Annotated in this window: 14 protein-coding genes; 3 read left to right on the top strand and 11 right to left on the bottom strand. The window is 62.0% G+C overall.

Going from position 1 to position 18,524, the window contains the following annotated elements; genetic code table 11:
* Positions 1–139: 139 nt before the first annotated feature.
* The 5 genes from J3P91_RS25455 to betI all read right to left on the bottom strand — a co-directional run bounded on the left by J3P91_RS25455 (position 140) and on the right by betI (position 7,364).
* A complete protein-coding gene (locus J3P91_RS25455; RefSeq protein WP_434602086.1) occupies positions 140–1,477 on the bottom strand; it encodes a TldD/PmbA family protein in 1,338 nt (445 codons plus the stop codon).
* Complete coding sequence (locus tag J3P91_RS25450; RefSeq protein ID WP_434602085.1) at positions 1,477–2,919, bottom strand: TldD/PmbA family protein; 1,443 nt, start codon at positions 2,917–2,919, stop codon at positions 1,477–1,479. Before J3P91_RS25450 ends, J3P91_RS25455 begins: the two co-directional genes overlap by 1 nt.
* 427 nt (positions 2,920–3,346) lie before the next feature.
* Positions 3,347–5,050 (bottom strand): choline dehydrogenase, encoded by a 1,704-nt coding sequence (gene betA / locus J3P91_RS25445; RefSeq protein WP_434602084.1) that lies wholly within the window; start codon positions 5,048–5,050, stop codon positions 3,347–3,349.
* A 141-nt stretch (positions 5,051–5,191) separates the two neighbouring features.
* Positions 5,192–6,664 carry a betaine-aldehyde dehydrogenase gene (gene betB, locus J3P91_RS25440; protein ID WP_434602083.1) on the bottom strand — a complete coding sequence of 491 codons (1,473 nt, stop codon included), beginning with the start codon at positions 6,662–6,664 and terminating at the stop codon, positions 5,192–5,194.
* Positions 6,665–6,743: 79 nt separating this feature from the next.
* Positions 6,744–7,364 (bottom strand): transcriptional regulator BetI, encoded by a 621-nt coding sequence (gene betI, locus J3P91_RS25435; RefSeq protein WP_305498277.1) that lies wholly within the window; start codon positions 7,362–7,364, stop codon positions 6,744–6,746.
* A 365-nt stretch (positions 7,365–7,729) separates the two neighbouring features.
* Between betI and J3P91_RS25430 the strand changes: the two genes are divergently transcribed.
* Entirely contained in the window at positions 7,730–9,265 is a 1,536-nt protein-coding gene (locus J3P91_RS25430) for a BCCT family transporter (protein ID WP_434605225.1), read from the top strand.
* A gap of 239 nt (positions 9,266–9,504) precedes the next feature.
* Here the strand turns inward: J3P91_RS25430 and choV are convergent, their stop codons facing one another.
* The 3 genes from choV to J3P91_RS25415 all read right to left on the bottom strand — a co-directional run bounded on the left by choV (position 9,505) and on the right by J3P91_RS25415 (position 12,538).
* Positions 9,505–10,683, bottom strand: a complete 1,179-nt coding sequence (gene choV / locus J3P91_RS25425) for a choline ABC transporter ATP-binding protein (protein WP_434602082.1) — start codon at positions 10,681–10,683, stop codon at positions 9,505–9,507.
* Positions 10,680–11,525, bottom strand: a complete 846-nt coding sequence (gene choW, locus J3P91_RS25420; RefSeq protein WP_305498280.1) for a choline ABC transporter permease subunit — start codon at positions 11,523–11,525, stop codon at positions 10,680–10,682. The genes choV and choW overlap by 4 nt, the downstream gene beginning before the upstream one ends.
* A 65-nt stretch (positions 11,526–11,590) precedes the next feature.
* Positions 11,591–12,538, bottom strand: coding sequence for a choline ABC transporter substrate-binding protein (locus tag J3P91_RS25415; protein WP_305498281.1), 948 nt, complete (start codon positions 12,536–12,538; stop codon positions 11,591–11,593).
* Positions 12,539–12,972: 434 nt separating this feature from the next.
* On the opposite strand from J3P91_RS25415, the gene J3P91_RS25410 reads away from it, so the two are divergent.
* Together J3P91_RS25410 and J3P91_RS25405 are read left to right on the top strand one after the other, a co-directional pair.
* A complete protein-coding gene (locus tag J3P91_RS25410) occupies positions 12,973–14,349 on the top strand; it encodes an L-serine ammonia-lyase (protein ID WP_434602081.1) in 1,377 nt (458 codons plus the stop codon).
* Between the two features lie 573 nt (positions 14,350–14,922).
* The gene (locus J3P91_RS25405; RefSeq protein WP_003177576.1) at positions 14,923–16,026 is read left to right on the top strand and encodes a GlxA family transcriptional regulator; all 1,104 of its coding nucleotides are present in this window, start codon (positions 14,923–14,925) and stop codon (positions 16,024–16,026) included.
* A 127-nt stretch (positions 16,027–16,153) separates the two neighbouring features.
* Here the strand turns inward: J3P91_RS25405 and J3P91_RS25400 are convergent, their stop codons facing one another.
* The 3 genes from J3P91_RS25400 to J3P91_RS25390 form a co-directional block, all read right to left on the bottom strand.
* Entirely contained in the window at positions 16,154–16,417 is a 264-nt protein-coding gene (locus tag J3P91_RS25400) for a hypothetical protein (protein ID WP_434571283.1), read from the bottom strand.
* Between the two features lie 382 nt (positions 16,418–16,799).
* Complete coding sequence (locus J3P91_RS25395) at positions 16,800–17,963, bottom strand: gamma-butyrobetaine dioxygenase (RefSeq protein ID WP_434602080.1); 1,164 nt, start codon at positions 17,961–17,963, stop codon at positions 16,800–16,802.
* 20 nt (positions 17,964–17,983) lie between these two features.
* Positions 17,984–18,460, bottom strand: coding sequence for a thioesterase family protein (locus tag J3P91_RS25390; protein ID WP_434602079.1), 477 nt, complete (start codon positions 18,458–18,460; stop codon positions 17,984–17,986).
* Positions 18,461–18,524 lie beyond the last annotated feature (64 nt).

The following is an 18,524-nucleotide window of genomic DNA, read 5'->3' as shown; positions in this document are numbered from 1 at the left end:
GCGAGGGAGCTTGCTCCCGCTGGGGTGCGGAGCACCCCCAAGCCGGTGAACACGGTGTGCCTGAAATATCGCGCCGCCTGGGCTGCGACTGCTTCGCAGCCGAGCGGGAGCAAGCTCCCTCGCCACGGGGAACTACGAGTTATAGCGTCAGCGTGAGCCTCTTCACCAACGCCCCCGGCAGCAGCATCGAAGCCGTGGCCCGCTGGCTGTAGGTACTGGCCGAAAGCAGAAGTTCCCGCTCCCGGGTCAGGCCTTCGAGTTGCGAGCCGAGCAGGCTGTAGACGCTGTCGTCGAAACGCATGGTGCTCACCGGCGCCTGGATCTGGCCATCCTCGACCCAGAACGTGGCGAAACGGGTCATGCCGGTCAGGCGTGCCGCCGGTTGGTCCGAGTAGTTCAGGTACCAGAGGTTGCTGATGTACAAGCCGGTGCCGAGTTCTTCGAGAACGTGCCTTAGCGCCAGATGACCCTCTTTCATCTCCAGCGCGGTAGGGTATTCATAGCTGCTGGCGCCGTTGGCGGTAAGACCGTATTCGGCGGCGCTGCGGGAACTGACCAGCCGTGCGTTGGCCGTGCCCTTGGCGATGAGCCCCAGGTCATCGCGAGGATAACCTTCGTCGGAAAATGCCGGGCTCAGGGAGCCGCTGACCTGCTCCGTCAACCAGACGTTGGGGCTGAAGTGGGCTTCGCCGGCGTAGAACTTCTGCAGCGGGCTTTGCTTGCTGGCGATTGCACGGGCCGAGAACCCGCCCCAACTGAGCATGCCCATGATTTCTTCCAGCGCGGCGGGCGCCAGGTAGGCGCGGTATTCACCGGGCGGCAGCGTGCGCAGTGGTCGGCCGAGAAATTGCAGCTGTTCGCGGGCCTGTTCGAAACGTTCGGCGAACCCTTCGCTGCTCCAGGCGTGGCCTGCATAACTGGCTTTCACGGCCTGGCCGTTCTCATGGAACAAGCTGAAGTCGAAATTGAAACTGTTGGCCTGATGCCAGCCGAAGGCACCCGAGGAACTGGCGAAGCCCCGGCTGATCGGCCCGGCCGCATAGAACCCCACCAGGTCCAGGCCTTCTGCGGCGCGGGTGATTTCGCCGACCGCCTGCTCCGTCTCGGGCAATGGGTGATCCTGCACATTGTTGCTCTGCCAGTGGTTGTGGTTGAGCAGCAGGTAGGGATCGGCGGGCAGCAACGGCAACGTCTCGCGCAACTGTTGCAACCCTTCGCTCAGCCGTTGCAGATCGGTCTGGGTGTCGCCGGACAAGGTGATCTGCAAGTCGGCATGGCGGCCGTCGTTGATCAGTTTGAGGTTGATATTGGCCTGTTGGACCTGCCCGGCCTGGCGAACCTTGCCGTGGTTGAAGCGCACGAAAGCCGAAGACTCGGCGGCATAGCCGAGGGTGAACTGTTCGGGCTCACGCAAGGCATTGCGCAGCCAATCTACCAACGCCTTGAACGCCCCGGCCTCATTTGTGACGGTGCTCATCAGGCATCTCCCCCAAATACGTCAACGTTGCTGAACACGCAGGCCGGCGAAGCATGGCCGACGCGGATGACCTGGTTCGGCTCACCCTTGCCACAATTCGGCGTGCCGAGGACCTGGGAAGTGCTGGCGTCGCCTACGGCCCTCAAGCTTTTCCAGAACTGCGCGGAAATGCCCCGGTAGTTGGGATTTTTCACCACGCCCTTGAGCTCGCCGTCTTCGATCAACTGGCCCCATTCGCAGCCAAACTGGAACTTGTTACGGGCGTCATCGATGGACCAGGAGCGGTTGGTGCGCATCAGCACGCCGTGCTCGATGCCTTGGATCAGTTGCTCCAGGGATTGGTCGCCGGGCTCGATGTTCAGGTTTGCCATGCGGTCGATGGGCGGACGATTCCAACTGCAGGCGCGGCTGTTGGCGACCCCGTCGAGGCCGGCACGGAACTGCGACAGCGCACCGCCCAGGGGACGCAGCAGCAAGCCTTCGCGGATCAGGAACTGTTTGCTGGCAGCACTGCCGTCGTCATCATGGCTGTAGCTGGCCAGTTCTTCCGGGATGTCCGGGTCGAACGTCACGTTCAGCAGGTTGGAGCCGTATTGCAGGTGTCCGAAATCGCTGGTCTTGACGAAACTGGTGCCGGCGTAATTGCGCTCGTCGCCGAGGATGCGGTCCAGTTCCAGCGGGTGACCGATGGATTCGTGGATCTGCAGCATCATCTGGTCGGGCATCAGCAGCAGGTCGCGCGGGCCTTGCGGGGTGTTTGGCGCCATCAGCAATTGCAGGGCCTGGTCGGCGATCTTCGGCCCGGCACCGATCAGGCCGCAGCGGTTGATCACATCGAAGCCGCCCTGCTGACCGAAGTTCTCGCGGCCCAGGGTGCGCGTCTGGCTGTCGTGCCCGTCGAAGGCGGTGACGTCCAGGGCCGGGTAGATGAAGCGCTGGGCCTGGCGCAGTTCGGCACCGGCGCTGTTGAGGTAGATCTGCTCGACCTGGGTCAGGCCGATACTGGCCTGCCAGTTCACCAGCCGTTCATCCGCAGGGACCGCTGCCGATTCGTCGCCGAGCAGTTGGTAGCAATCGCTCAGTGGAGGGAACGCCTGGTCGAAATGCGGTGAGAAATAATCGGCGCGGTCGCTGGAGACCGGCTGCTCGCGCAAGTCGAGCAAGGCGTGGGGCTTGAGCCGGCGGGCCTGTTGCTCGGCGCGTTCGAGTGCCGCTTGCAGGCCGGCCTGGGACAAATCGTTGGTGGCCGCATAGGTTTCGACGCCATTGACCCGCACAGTGAGCATCGCACCTTCGTCGCGGCTCAGGCTGGGCGGCTCGGCGACATTCTTGCGCACCGACAGATGCTGACCGGACTCTCGGACGTAACGCAGGGAAAAGAATTCAGCGCCCGTGCGCAATGCAGCAAACCGCTGCTTGAGCTGGGGGTGGAAATCGAACATGAAACCTCCTTGTCTGGAGTGGCGGTGCAGCGAGGTGCGGCGCGTTGACGCGGGCGGCTCTAGAGTAGGCCTGGGGTGGGGGAGGGATCAAGGCAGATGGGGATTTTGCGGTGTGGCAGTCAGAGAAATATTCTGAATGGGCTGGCCCCTTCGTCGGATCGCCGCCCGGAGCAGGCTCGCTCCCACAATGGATATTTGGCGGTCACGAAATCAGTGTTCACTCAGAGCCCATGTGGGAGCGAGCTTGCTCGCGATGGCGGTGTGGCAGTCAACGAAGATGTTGAATGGGCCGGCCCCATCGCGAGCAAGCTCGCTCCCACAATGGGATCTTCAGCGGTCACAAAATCTGTGTCCACCTCGGAACCCTTGTGGGAGCGAGCCTGCTCCGGGCGGCGATCCGACGAAGGCCGCGCCGCGGTTATGAGTCTTACTGTGCAGCCGTCGCCACTTCACGCAATGATTTGCCGCGCACCGGCGCATCACCGGCCACGTAGTACGGCGCGGTACTGCGCGGCAGGGGCTTGCGGCCGCGGATCCTGTCGGCGATTTTCTCGGCCATCATGATGGTCGGCGCGTTCAGGTTGCCGGTGGTGATGATCGGCATGATCGAGGCATCGACTACCCGCAGGCCTTGCATGCCATGTACACGGCCTTCGCCATCGACCACCGCCATGTCGTCGGTGCCCATCTTGCACGAGCAGGACGGGTGGAACGCGGTTTCGGCGTGCTCGCGGATGAACTGGTCCAGTTGCTCGTCGGTCTGCACCTCGATGCCCGGGCTGATCTCGCGGCCGCGGAACGGGTCGAGCGCCGGCTGTTGCATGATCTCGCGCGTCAGGCGGATGCCATCGCGAAATTCCTGCCAGTCCTGTTCGGTGGCCATGTAATTGAAAAGGATGCTCGGGTGCTGGCGCGGGTCCTTGGACTTGGCCTGGATCCGGCCACGGCTCGGCGAACGCATGGAGCCCATGTGCGCCTGGAAACCGTGCTCCTTCACGCCATTACTGCCGTTGTAATTGATCGCCACCGGCAAGAAGTGGTACTGGATGTTCGGCCACTCGAAGTCCGGGCGGGTGCGGATGAAACCGCCGGCCTCGAACTGGTTGCTGGCGCCGATGCCGGTGCCGTTGAACAGCCACTCGGCACCGATGGCCGGCTGGTTGTACCAGAGCAGCGACGGGTACAGCGAAACTGGCTGGGTGCAAGCGTATTGCAGGTACAGCTCCAAGTGGTCCTGGAGGTTTTCACCAACACCCGGCAGGTCGTGGACCACCGGGATGTCGAGGCTTTCGAGCAGTTTTGCCGGACCGACGCCGGAGCGTTGCAGGATCTGCGGCGAAGCGATGGCGCCGGAGCACAGCAGCACTTCCTTGCGGGCCCGGGCCTCGACGCGCTCTTCGGCGGCGCCCACCAGGTAACGCACGCCGACCGCACGCTTGCCTTCGAACAGGATCTTGTCGGTCAGCGCGTGGGTGACGATGGTCAGGGTGGAGCGCTTCTTGGCGATGTCCAGGTAGCCGCGCGCGGTACTGGCGCGACGGCCATTGGGCGTCACGGTACGGTCCATCGGGCCGAAGCCTTCCTGCTGGTAGCCGTTGAGGTCTTCGGTACGCGGGTAACCGGCCTGCACGCCGGCTTCGACCATGGCGTGGAACAGCGGGTTGTTGCCGGGCTTGGGCGTGGTCACGCTGACCGGACCGTCGCCGCCGTGGTAGTCGTTCGGGCCGATGTCGCGGGTTTCGGCTTTACGGAAATACGGCAGGCAGTCGAGGTAGGTCCAGTCTTCCAGGCCTGGCAGCTTGGCCCAGTTGTCATAGTCCAGGGCATTGCCGCGGATGTAGCACATGCCGTTGATCAGCGAAGATCCGCCCAGGCCCTTGCCGCGACCGCATTCCATGCGGCGGCCGTTCATGTGCGGCTCCGGGTCGGTCTCATAGGCCCAGTTGTAGCGTCGGCCTTGCAGCGGGAACGCCAGGGCGGCGGGCATTTGCGTGCGGAAGTCCAGGCGATAGTCCGGGCCGCCGGCTTCGAGCAGCAGGACAGTGACGCCTTCGTCTTCGGTCAGGCGGGTGGCCAGGGTGTTACCGGCCGAGCCGGCACCGATGATGATGTAATCGAATTCTTGGGACATGAAATGCACCCTCTTTTGAATTGGGTTCAGGCCTGGCGAGTGCTTCGCACTCGATCGCGAGCAAGCTCGCTCCCACATTGGAATGGGAACTCCTGTGGGAGCGAGCTTGCTCGCGATGGCGGCCGCATAGGCAACGTCGGCTTAGAACACCGAGGCGTAATCGCCCATTTCGACCTGTACCGATTTGATGCGCGTGTAGTTGGTCAGCGAACTGATGCCATTCTCCCGACCCACGCCCGATTGCTTGTAGCCACCGACCGGCATTTCCGCCGCGGACTCGCCCCAGGCGTTGATCCAGCAGATGCCTGCTTCGAGCTGGTGGATCACGCGGTGGGCGCGGTTCAGGTCGCGGGTCACGACGCCGGCGGCCAGGCCGAAGTCAGTATCGTTGGCGCGGCGGATCACTTCTTCTTCGGTGTCGTAAGTGAGGATGCTCATCACCGGACCGAAGATTTCCTCACGCACGATGGTCATGTCATCGGTGCAATCGGTGAACACCGTCGGTGCGACGAATGCGCCCTTGGCGAATTCACCCTCGGTCAGGCGACCGCCGCCACACAACAGGCGCGCGCCTTCGGCCTTGCCCTTCTCGATGTAGCCCAGCACGCTTTCCATGTGGGCGAAGCTCACCAGCGGACCGAAATTGGTGTTTTCGTCTTCCGGATTGCCGATGCGGATGCGCGCCACGCGTTCGGCGATCTTGGCTTCGAACGCTGCCTTCAGATGGCTCGGCACGAACACGCGGGTGCCGTTGGTGCAGACCTGGCCGGAGCTGTAGAAGTTGGCCATCATCGCGGTGTCGGCGGCGCGATCCAGGTCGGCGTCGTCGAAGATGATCAGCGGCGACTTACCGCCCAGCTCCATGGTCACGTCCTTGAGCGAAGAACTCGAAGCGCTGGCCATGACTTTCTTGCCGGTGTCGGTGCCGCCGGTGAAGGAGATTTTCTCGATGCGCGGGTGCTCGGTCAGCCAGGTGCCGACTTCACGGCCACTGCCGGTCAGCACGTTGAACACGCCCGCTGGAACACCGGCCTCGGTGTATATCTCGGCCAGTTTCAGGGTGGTCAGCGAGGTCACTTCGCTGGGCTTGAAGATCATCGCGTTGCCGGCTGCCAGGGCCGGGGCGGACTTCCACAAGGCAATCTGGATCGGGTAGTTCCACGCGCCGATACCAGCGACCACGCCCAGGGGCTCGCGACGGGTATAGATGAACGAAGTGCTGCGCAGCGGAACCTGCTCGCCTTCGATGGCGGGCACCAGGCCCGCGTAATATTCCAGCACGTCGGCGCCGGTGACGATGTCGACGTATTTGGTTTCGGAGAAGGATTTTCCGGTGTCCAGGGTTTCCAGGGCGGCCAGTTCATCGTTGCGTTCGCGCAGGATGTCGACGGCGCGGCGCAGGATGCGCGAGCGCTGCATGGCGGTCATCGCGGCCCAGACTTTCTGGCCCTTTTCGGCGCTGACCACGGCGCGCTCGACGTCCTCGAACGTCGCGCGCTGCACCAGGGCGAGAACTTCACCGTTGGCCGGGTTGATGGCTTCGAAAGTGGCGTCGCCGCTGGCATCGCTGTACGCGCCATCGATGTAGAGTTTTTGCAGTTCGAAACGGGCCATAAAGTCCTCGCAAGTGCATGAGTGGTTGGCTGGCCACCGAGCGTGTCGTTTATAGCTGACTACGCGCTGCGGTGACGGTTCAGGAGTCGAGCGGTTCTGTGTGCTCTGGCGCTCCTGCCTTGGCCAGTTGGAAATCCATGTATTCGTAAGCGATCTGGTGCGCCTGGGCGGTATCGAACGCGTCTCCCGACAGCGCCCCGCGCAGCCACAAACCGTCAATCAGGGCGGCCAGGCCCCGTGCCGCGCTGCGTGCCTGGTCAACGGGCAAGACGCGGCGGAACTGGCAACACAGGTTGGAATACAGACGGTGATCGTTGATCCGCTGCAACCTGTGCAATGACGGGTGATGCATGCTGGTGGCCCAGAAGGCCAGCCAGGTTTTCATTGCCGGCCCGTTGACCTGGCTGGCGTCGAAATTGCCTTCGATGATCACCTTCAGGTGAGCTCGCGGGCTTGGATCCGTCAGCGCTTGACGCCGCGCGGTGACGTTCTCGCTCAAGACACTCATCAGGTACTGGGCCGTGGCCGCGATCAGGCCATTCTTGTCCTGAAAGTAGTGACTGATGATGCCGTTCGAAACACCGGCCAAACGGGCGATCAGCGCAATGCTGGCGTCCCCCATTCCGACCTGGTCGACAGCCTGCAAAGTGGCTTCGATCAACTGCTGGCGGCGGATGGGTTGCATACCGACCTTGGGCATCTGCACATCTCCTTAGGCCATCGGGCGGACGAGTCTTCGCCTGCCTTCATGAGGGCCAGTCTATTTTGTTTTGATTGAACGTTCAATCAACAAAGAATAAGCTCTGCGACAAATCGTCGCGATTTACGAAATTTCCTACGCGTAAACGGCGTAAATAAACGGACATCAAGGACCCTCACACCCGCGCATTGCGGGGGCAGGGCTTCCAGGGTGTCTTTATAACACCCGCCGGTCGGCTACCAACTCATCGATCGGACGGGTATTGCGTTGCCTAGTCCTTCTCTCGCACTGCCTGGAGCATCCGTGCAATGAGTTCTGCCTTGCTAATAAAGACCCCGCCGCAGAAGGTGACGGTCAACGGTTGGGTGTTCTACACCTCCACCGCGTTGATTCTGTTGTTGACGGCCACCCTGATCATCGCCCCGCAGGAGGCCGGCCGGTTGCTCGGCATTGCCCAGGCGTGGCTATCGCGCAGCTTCGGCTGGTACTACATGGTGGTCATCGCCGCTTACCTGGTGTTTGTGGTCGGCCTGGCGTTTTCCTCCTACGGCAAGCTCAAGCTTGGCAGCAAGGACGACACGCCGGATTTCAGTTATGGCGCCTGGGCCGGGATGCTGTTTTCCTCGGGCATCGGCATTTCGCTGTTGTACTTTGGCGCATCCGAGCCACTGGACCATTTCTTCAACCCGCCCGAAGGCGTCGCCGGTAGCAACCAGGCTGCGCGCCAGGCGGTGCAGCTGACGTTTTTGCATTGGGGCCTGCACGGCTGGGCGATCTATGCCCTCGTGGGCCTGGCCGTGGCCTATTTCGCCTACCGGCACAACCAGCCGCTGGCGCTGCGTTCGGCCTTGTATCCGCTGATGGGCGAACGCTGGGTCAAGGGCGCGGCCGGTCACGCGGTGGACGGCTTCGGCATGTTCGTTACGTTGCTGGGGCTGGTGACCAACCTGGGGATCGGATCGCTGCAAGTCGCCTCCGGGCTGGAAAACCTGTTCGGCATGGAGCACAGCAACACCAACCTGCTGATCGTGATCATCGTGATGAGCAGCGTGGCGACCATCGCCGCCGTGTCCGGCGTGGAGAACGGCATCCGCCGGCTGTCCAACCTGAACATCGTGCTGTTCAGCGGTTTGCTGATCTTCGTCTTGCTGTGCGGCCCCACGCTGCACTTGCTCAATGGCTTCGTGCAGAACATTGGCGACTACCTCAACGGCGTGGTGCTCAAGACGTTCGATCTGTACGTGTATGCGGACGACAACGCCAAGTCGGGCCGCTGGATGGGCCTGTGGACGCTGTTCTACTGGGCCTGGTGGATTTCCTGGGCGCCATTTGTCGGCATGTTCATCGCGCGGATTTCCCGTGGCCGCACCGTGCGCGAGCTGGTGGCCGGTGTGCTGCTGATTCCCCTGGGCTTTACCTTGGCCTGGCTGTCGATTTTCGGTAACTCGGCTCTGGATCTGGTGATGAACCACGGTGCGGTGGAGCTGGGCAAGACCGCACTGACGCAGCCGTCGATGTCGATCTATCAGCTGTTGGAATTTTACCCGGCGTCGAAAGTGGTGATCGGCGTGTCGATCTTTGTCGGTTTTGTGCTGTTCCTGACCCCGGCGGATTCCGGCGCGGTGATGATGGCCAATCTCTCGTGCACGGGCGGCAATGTCGATGAAGATGCTCCCCACTGGTTGCGGATCTTCTGGTCGGTGGTGATCACGCTCGTGACCATCGGCCTGTTGTTTGCCGGTAACTTCGAGGCGATGCAAACCATGGTCGTGCTGGCCGGGCTGCCGTTCTCGGTGGTGCTGGTATTCTTCATGTTCGGCCTGCACAAGGCCATGCGCGAGGATGTGCGGGTTGAGCAGGAGCGGGCGGAGTTGGCGGGGTTGGGTAAAGTTTTTAGCTGACCCTCTGTCTGGCCCAGCTCTTGTGCCAGAGGGGCTTTTGTGGCGAGGGAGCTTGCTCCCGCTGGGTTGCGAAGCGACCCCAAACCGGCCAACACGGTGAACCTGAAGGTTAGTGTCACCTGGATTGCGACTGCTGCGCAGCCGAGCGGGAGCAAGCTCCCTCGCCACGGGATAGCATTCCAAAACTTGTCCAAACAAAAACGCCGCGATCATCTCGCGGCGTTTTTGTGTGCCCGGGCTCAGCCCAGGTTCTTGCCGAGCAGCGCGTGGTACAGCTCGCTGTCACCGAGGATCCCGACGACCTTCTGGTTATCATGGAGCACCAGCTTGTTGCCGGTCTGGTAGCGGATCTGCAAGGCGTCGCGCATGCCGATGCTGGAGTCCACCAGGGTCGGACGGCGGCCGAGACCCTCGACGGCCTGGCCCGGTGCCCAGTTCTGCAGGTCCAGCGCGGCGCCGTTCTGGCGGGCGCCCTTGATGGTGTTGCCTTCGGCCAGGTCGAGCCAGGAATCGCCGCCCGGGTCCAGGCAGACCGAGCCGTTGATGCGTTTGCAGTTGTCCAGGGTGCGCATCAGGCTGCGGCCGCAGAGCACGTTGAGTGGGTTGGTGTGAGCGACGAAGGTGCGCACGTAGTCATCCGCCGGGTTCAGCACGATCTGTTCCGGCTTGCTGTACTGGATGATGCGGCCGTCTTTCATGATCGCGATGCGGCTGCCCAGTTTCAGGGCCTCGTCGAGGTCATGGCTGACGAATACGATGGTCTTGCTCAGCTTGCGCTGCAGCTCCAGCAGTTCGTCCTGCAGGCCTTGGCGGATCAGCGGGTCGAGGGCCGAGAAGGGTTCGTCCATGAGCAGGATATCGGCGTCCATCGCCAGGGCACGGGCCAGGCCGACCCGTTGTTGCATGCCGCCGGACAGCTCGTCGGGCTTCTTGTTGCGCCACTGGGTCAGGCCCACCAGCTCCAGCTTTTCATCCACCAGCTTCTTGCGTTCCTTTTCCGGGCGGCCCTGCATTTCCAGGCCGAAGCTGATGTTCTCGCGCACTGTCAGCCAGGGCATCAGGGCGAACTTCTGGAAGACCATGGCGATGCGCTTGGTGCGCATCATCTTCAACTCGGCGGGGGTGCAGGAGGCGATGTCGATCTGGCGGCCTTCGTGTTCGACGAACAATTTGCCGCGACTCACTGTGTTCAAGCCGTTGATGCAGCGCAGCAGGCTCGACTTGCCGGAGCCGGAGAGGCCCATCAGTACGCAGATCTCGCCTTTTTCGACATCCAGGCTGGCCTTTTCCACGCCGACGATCTGCCCGGTCTGCTTCAGGATTTCGTTGCGGGTCATGCCCTTGTCGAGCAGCTTGAGGGCTTCGCGTGGATCTTTGGAGAAGATCACGTCGACCTCTTCGAAGCGGATTATGCTCATGCGTCACCCCCTACTTTGGCGTCGGGTTGTTTGCAGATTCGGTCGAGCATGATCGCCAGCAATACGATCGCCAGGCCGGCTTCGAAGCCCAGGGCGATATCGGCGGTGTTCAGTGCGTTGACCACGGGTTTGCCCAGGCCATCGGCACCGACCAGCGCCGCGATGACCACCATCGACAGCGACAGCATGATGCATTGGGTGATACCGGCGGCGATGCTCGGCATGGCATGGGGCAATTCAATGCGTGAGAGGAGTTGGCGACGAGAGCAGCCGAAGGCTTTGCCGGCGTCCATCAGTTCGTCGGGAACGTCGCGGATGCCCAGGTAGGTGAGGCGGATGGGCGCGGCAATCGCGAACACCACCGTGGAGATCAGGCCCGGGACCACACCCAGACCGAAGAGGGTCAGGGTAGGAATGAGGTAGACGAAGGTCGGTACGGTCTGCATCAGATCGAGCACCGGACGCATCATGGTGTAGAACATCGGCTTGTGCGCGGCAACAATGCCCAGCGGCACGCCGATCAGCACGCAGACCAGGGTCGCGAACAGCACCTGGGCGAGGGTTTCCATGGTTTCCTGCCAGTAACCCAGGTTGAGGATCAGCAGGAACGAGGCGATGACAAAAACGGTCAGGCCCCATTTGCGCTGGATGAAATGCGCCAGCAGGGCAATGAGGCCGATCAGGGCCAGGGGATTGAACCAGGTCAGCGCAAACGTCACGCCGTGAATCATCGTTTCCAGAAACATCGCGATGGCATCGAAAGTGTTGGCGCCGTTTTGCGTCAACCATTCGACAAAGCCCGCGATGTACTGGCCCAAGGGTATTTTCTGATCAATAAGCATGGTAGTGAACTTCCGCATGCAAGGAATAAACAGCCCGGGCGAGTGAACTCGCCCGGCATAAGCTTTTACTGCGCGAGCTTGGCTTTCACGGCCTCCAGGCCAGGTTTACCGTCGATGGTGGTGACGCCGGCGAGCCAGGTGTCGAGCACCTGTGGGTTTTTCTTCAGCCAGGCCTTGGCGGCGGCTTCAGGCTTCATCTTGTCGTCCAGCACGTTGCCCATCAGCGTGCTTTCCATGTCGAGGGTGAAGACCAGGTTTTTCAGCAATTGGCCGACGTTGCCGCATTCCTGGGCGTAGCCCTTGCGCGTGTTGGTGTAGATGGTCGCCTGGCCGAAGTTCGGACCGAAGAATTCATCGCCACCGGTGAGGTATTTCATCTTGAAGCGGGTGTTCATCGGGTGCGGTTCCCAGCCCAGGAACACCACGGCGGTGTTACGACGCTGGGCGCGATCGACCTGCGACAGCATGCCGGCTTCGCTGGATTCGACGACCTTGAAGCCAGCGTCCTTGAGACCGAAGGCGTTCTTGTCGATCATGCTCTGGATCAAGCGGTTGCCGTCGTTGCCCGGTTCGATGCCGTAGATCTTGCCGTCCAGTTCCTTCTTGAACTTGGCGATGTCGGCGAAATCCTTCAGACCCTTTTCATACAGCTCTTCGGGGACGGCCAGGGTGTACTTGGCGTTCTCCAGGTTGGCGCGCACGGTTTCCACGGTGCCGGCTTCGCGGTAGGCCTTGATGTCGTTTTCCATGGTCGGCATCCAGTTGCCGAGGAAAACGTCCATGTTCTTGCCGTCGGCCAGGGATTTGTAGGTCACTGGTACGGAGATCATGGTGGTCTTGGTCTTGTAGCCGAGGGCGTCGAGCACGACGCTGGTGGTAGCGGTGGTAACGGTGATGTCGGTCCAGCCGACATCGGAGAAGTTGACGGTGCTGCACTGAGCGGGCTCTGCAGCGTTGGCCAGCATCGGAAGACTCAGCATGGCGGCCAACAACAACGGCTTGGAACCTTTCATGGGTGGACTCCTGGTGTTTTATCGGCAGTGTCCGGTCGGGGACAACCGCGCTTTTTTGCTTTTTTAATGTTGCGGTTGGTGGCGCGTGGGCACCCTGGGTGACACGCGGCCTTGCAAACGAGCCGTAACCGATCATGTACCAGTGCAAATCCGACGCCTACAGGGTGCGTCGTATCCAGTACAGGGAGGGTCGCATCCAGTGTTGGTGACGTCGTTTACAGATTTTTTCCGCCCTCGGCTGGCTTCTGACACGCAAAAAAACGTCGTAAAACCTGGGCGACAAGGGCGCGGCGCTGCTGGGCATGATTGCGTCGGTGTCAGACGTCGAAAGCCGATTCAAAAGCCGGATGATGCGGCCATCCCGGCGTTGAGCGTAGCAGCTCCGCCACCGGGCGCTCCTGCGCCCGGATGTGACCGTTCTGGAGATCCAAGGCATGGCAATCAGCGTGTTCGACCTGTTCAAGATCGGTATCGGCCCGTCCAGTTCCCATACCGTGGGCCCCATGCGCGCCGCGGCGCTGTTCGTTGAAGCGCTGCGGGCGAAGGCGCTGCTGCACGATGTGCGCCGGGTCGAGGTGCAGTTGTACGGTTCGCTGTCGGCGACCGGCATCGGCCATGGCAGCGACAACGCCACGATCATGGGTCTGATGGGCGAATGGCCTGACGCGATCGACCCGTCGCAGATCGGCAAGCGCATCGAACTGCTGCGCGAAACCGCGACCTTATTGCTGGATGGGCGTCTGCCGGTGCCTTTTGTCTGGTCGCGCGACATGCGCCTGATCGACGAGAACCTGCCGTTCCACCCTAACGCGATGACGTTGGTTGCCGAAGGCGCGAGCGGCGAATTGCACCGCGACACGTACTATTCCATCGGCGGAGGTTTTGTTGTTGACCAGGCCCAGGCTTCCAGCGGCGTGGTGGACCTGGACAGTACCGAACTGCCGTACGATTTTTCCAGCGCCGAAGAGCTCCTGGCACTGTGCCGCACGCACAACCTGCGGGTGGCCGAGTTGATGATGGCGAATGAAAAGGTCTGGCGCTCCGAGGAAGAGATCCGCAGCGGCCTGATGAAACTCTGGCGGGCCATGCAGGATTGCGTCGAACAAGGCCTCAAGCACGAAGGCATCCTGCCCGGCGGCCTGAATGTACGGCGACGTGCGGCCAAGTTGCATCGCAGCCTGCAGGAACTGAACAAACCGAACGTGATCGGCTCGACCTTGAGCGCCATGGAATGGGTCAACCTGTTCGCCCTGGCGGTCAACGAGGAAAATGCCGCCGGCGGGCGCATGGTCACGGCGCCGACCAATGGCGCGGCGGGGATCATTCCGGCGGTGCTGCATTACTTCATGAAATTCAGCGAAGCGGTGACCGACGCCAACGTGGTGGACTATTTCCTCAGCGCAGCGGCGGTGGGGATTTTGTGCAAGAAGAACGCTTCGATCTCCGGCGCCGAAGTTGGCTGCCAGGGCGAAGTCGGCTCGGCCTGCGCCATGGCGGCGGCGGGCCTGGCGGAAATCCTCGGCGCCACGCCGGAGCAATTGTGCAACGCCGCGGAAATCGGCCTGGAGCACAACCTTGGCCTGACGTGCGACCCGGTCGGCGGCCTGGTCCAGGTGCCCTGTATCGAGCGCAACGCGATTGCCGCGGTGAAAGCCATCAATGCCGCACAAATGGCCCTGCGTGGCGACGGCCAGCACTTCATCTCCCTGGACCGGGTGATCCGCACCATGCGCGACACCGGTGCCGACATGCATGACAAATATAAAGAGACATCGCGGGGCGGGTTGGCGGTGAGTGCGGTGGAGTGTTGATTCAGGATTCACAAGATAATTCCGTGACAAGGGAGCTTGCTCCCGCTGGGGCGCGAAGCGTCCCCTTTGCGGTTCTCTGACACGCCGAGGTGCCCGACTCAGGGCCACTCCGCAGCCCAGCGGGAGCAAGCTCCCTCGCCACAGGTATCGAGAAAAACCGCTCGTAAAATGAACACCGCTGCAAAAACACGCCACGTTTTGGCGCGTCGCAAACAGACAAGACCTGACTTATCGGTCACGCCATTGTCCGCCGCGCTACCGTCCGTCCCCGCGCTTGCGGTGACATCCGCCGTGCAAGCGGCGCAGCCCAGTTACCACAAGTGCTACCGATCTGCTCACAGCCCACTGTGGCAGGTGCCTGGGGCCGTTGATGGCACTTTCAAACCAGCCCCGACAGGCCCCTTGAATAGACAGGTCGGCATGTCGTTTTCAGGATTTATTGAACGCGCATTCAAATTTAGGCATGGCAATTGCTCTGTCCCGATAAAGCCCCGTCTCACGCAAGAGAATGGTGGGCAATAACAAGAGCCTCCGCCTGAGGCCATCACCCGCTTTGTGTGAGGAGATACCGCGATGACGACGTCCAACTCTGGGGCTCAACCCCAGAACCGTGCGCCTCAATCCATCGGCTTTTTGCTGCTGGACAATTTCACGCTGATTTCCCTGGCGTCCGCGGTGGAACCGCTACGCATGGCTAACCAGCTGTCCGGTCGCGAGTTGTATCGCTGGACCACCCTGACTGTCGATGGCGGGCAGGTCTGGGCCAGTGACGGTCTGCAGATCACGCCTGACGCCTCCATGCACAAAGCGCCGGCCCTCGACACCGTCATCGTCTGCGGCGGCATCGGCATCCAGCGCACCGTTACCCGTGAGCACGTCTCCTGGCTGCAAAGCCAGGCCCGGCAGTCCCGTCGCCTCGGCGCGGTCTGCACCGGCAGTTGGGCCCTGGCCTGTGCCGGCCTGCTGGACGGTTTCGATTGCAGCGTGCACTGGGAATGCCTGGCAGCCATGCAGGAAGCCTTCCCGCGGGTGTCGATGAGCACGCGCCTGTTCACCCTCGACCGCAATCGCTTCACCAGTTCTGGCGGCACCGCGCCGCTGGACATGATGCTGCACTTGATCAGCCGCGATCACGGTCGCGAACTGTCGGCAGCGATCTCGGAAATGTTTGTCTATGAGCGCATCCGCAACGAGCAGGATCACCAGCGCGTGCCGCTCAAGCACATGCTCGGCACCAACCAGCCGAAGTTGCAGGAAATCGTCGCACTGATGGAGGCCAACCTCGAAGAGCCGATCGACCTGGACGAACTGGCGGTGTATGTCGCCGTGTCCCGACGTCAGCTCGAGCGGCTGTTCCAGAAGTACCTGCACTGTTCGCCGTCGCGCTATTACCTCAAGCTGCGGCTGATCCGCGCGCGGCAGTTGCTCAAGCAGACGCCGATGTCGATTATCGAGGTGGCCTCGGTGTGCGGCTTCGTCTCCACCCCGCACTTCTCCAAGTGCTACCGCGAATACTTCGGCATTCCGCCGCGTGACGAACGCGTCGGTTCCAACACTACGCAGCAGGTAGCGATGATGCCGTTGCCGCAGGCCCTGGTGCTGTCGCCATTGTCCGGCCCGCTGTCGGCCTTGAGCCAGGCGCGCAATGAGTCGACGTTTGCCAGTGTGAGGCTCTAAGACCGAGGGCTTTTGTGGTGAGGGAGCTTGCTCCCGCTGGACCGGGCTGGCGCTCCAGCGCGCAGCGGTCCCAAGCTTTTTGGGGCTGCTACGCAGCCCAGCGGGAGCAAGCTCCCTCGCCACAAGGTCAGCCGCTATGGTTCTGCTGGTATTCGGTCAGCGCTGGCAGCAGTTGCTTGTCGATCGCCTGACGCACCGCCGGCAGGATGGTCGCGCTGCTGGTGTACATGTCCTTGACCATGCGCCGCAGTTCATTGGCGCGCGCCCGGTCCAGGCCGCGCACCGCGCATTCACAAGCCTGCTCGGCGGTCGCACCGCTGGGTATCTGCAGCCCCAGGGCCTTGAGTTGGCCCAGCAGGTCTTCCTGGTCGATCAAATCGGCGTACATCATGACGCTTTTCCTTGTTCAGGGATTGGGGTCGTGACTGGATTCTGGTAGCCGTCCGGAGCTGCGGCAAGGGCAAATTGTCGATCTGGCCTGAATGACTATGAGCGGGTCGTTTTCGGCTAACTCGCCTGCCTCGGGAGTGGGCACACTGGTCCCAAGCTGAATCACGATGGTTTGGTCACCCTCGCGCAACGGCTCCTCCAGTAACGCTCCTGCCCCGATCCTGTCACGGCTTGATCGGGGATTTTTTTGTCTGTGTGAATCAGCGGGAAATGAGTTGTCTGATCGGGTGCTTTCGCGAGCAGGCTCGCTCCCACATTAGATTTTGTGATCGACACAGAACCCCTGTGGGAGCGAGCCTGCTCGCGAAGAACGATGACGCGGTCTAACGCTGCAACACCTGAATCCGCGACAGCAACTCATCCCGATCGACATAACACCCCTGGAAGTGTCGCGCCCCGGAGGCTGGGTCGAACGCATTGCGCGCGTGGAGGGTGCGACGGTTGTCGAAGCACCAGAGCTGGCCGGGTTCAAGCCTCTGTACCAGGCGAAACCGAGGCTCGCGGGTCAGGGCAATGAAGCGGCGATAGGCTTGATAGAGCCTGGGCATCTGCTCCACCGACGTATCGAACGGTCCGCGCAAGAAATTCGCCATGCGGATCTCCGAGACCTGCCCCAGCGTATCCAGGGCGATGATCGGCGCCAGGCAGCGGTAGTCGCTGTGGCGATCCTTGTTGCGAAATTCCACCGGGATCTGGCACAGCGCGTCGAAGGCTTCGGCGTCTTCCCGGCGCAGCGCCTGGGCGATGGCGAAACCGTCGACGAAGATGCTCTCGCCACCGTCGGCGTCGTTCACCAGGCAATGCAGGAACTGCAAACCGGGCTGCAGCTCTCGTGTTGGCAGGTCGCTGTGCAGCGGCAGATTGAAGGCGGTATAGGCGTTGCTGTCGGCATCGGCCTTGGACTGCACGTTGAACAGCACGCCGAAATTGCTTTCGCGAATAAAGGAAATGCGCTGGGCAATCAGTTTCAGCGAGTCGGGTTCGGTGGGGACGTCCCGTACCTGGGTCAGGCCGATGTCGCGTACTGCCAGTAGCCATTTCAGCAAGGTGTCGGAGTCCTCCATCAGGGCCTGGTATTCGAACACTGGCAGTGACAGATCGTGCTGCCACAGTTGGCGTTGTGGTTTGCCCGCCAGTCGCTCGGCCCTGGATTGATCGTCATAGGCATGGGCGCGCAACCAACCCGGGTCGAAAAGGCTCTGATGGCCGTCCTGCCAAACCACGTGTAGGCAGCCCGCGCCGTCGATGTCGATTTCGCCGGGCGTCAGGTCTTCCGGGACGTCGACGATCTCCAGGACCTGCTCGCGGGTGACGCTGTAGACACACTGCGCGCAGGGGCAGTTGTCCCGCAGCCATTGATGGTGAAACGGGCTGATCCGACCGTCAGCCCACGTGACGTGGACCCGGTCGGCCAAGGGGGTTACAGCGCTCAATGCCTGGACAAGAGGGTAGCGTCGGAAGTCGGCAATAGCGGCGGCGATGTTCATGGCGGTCTCCTGTTCGAGACTTATCGGGCGGGCGGCAAGGCGATGACGCGGCCAATGCAGGTCGGAGCCGGCAGGTCGGATTGTTCGTCGATCAGGGCTTTGAGTCGGCCCAGGGTCTGCTCGGTGAAAGGCGCTGAGCGCGGGCCCGCCAGGTCGACGTGCAGCAGCATCTGCTCATTGCCGGCCAGCTCTTTGTCTCCGCCCACCAGGTGCAGGCTGTGGTAGAGGTGCAGGCGTTTGGCGTCGTGGCCGATGATTTGTGTGTGCACCTCTACCTCGGCCCCGAGCTTCACTTCGTGGAGGTAGTTCAGGTGCAGTTCGAGGGTGAACAGAGAATGGCCGCTGGCTTCGCGGTTCTGGCTGTCCAGGCCGAGCTGGTCCATCAGCGCGTCGGTGGCGTAGCTGAAGATCAGCAGGTAGAAGGCATCGCGCAAGTGACCGTTGTAGTCGACCCATTCAGGGAGGATGGGGGTTTGGTAGGTGGTTAGGGTGGGCATGAGGGTGGGTTCCGATTGTTGTGGCGATTGGGAGGCCGCTATCGCGAGCAAGCTCGCTCCCACA

This window comes from Pseudomonas sp. Z4-7, assembly GCF_051131965.1.
Classification (GTDB): Bacteria; Pseudomonadota; Gammaproteobacteria; order Pseudomonadales; family Pseudomonadaceae; genus Aquipseudomonas.
The sequence above is the reverse complement of the archived record's forward strand: the minus strand, read 5'-3'. Positions and strand labels throughout refer to the sequence as shown.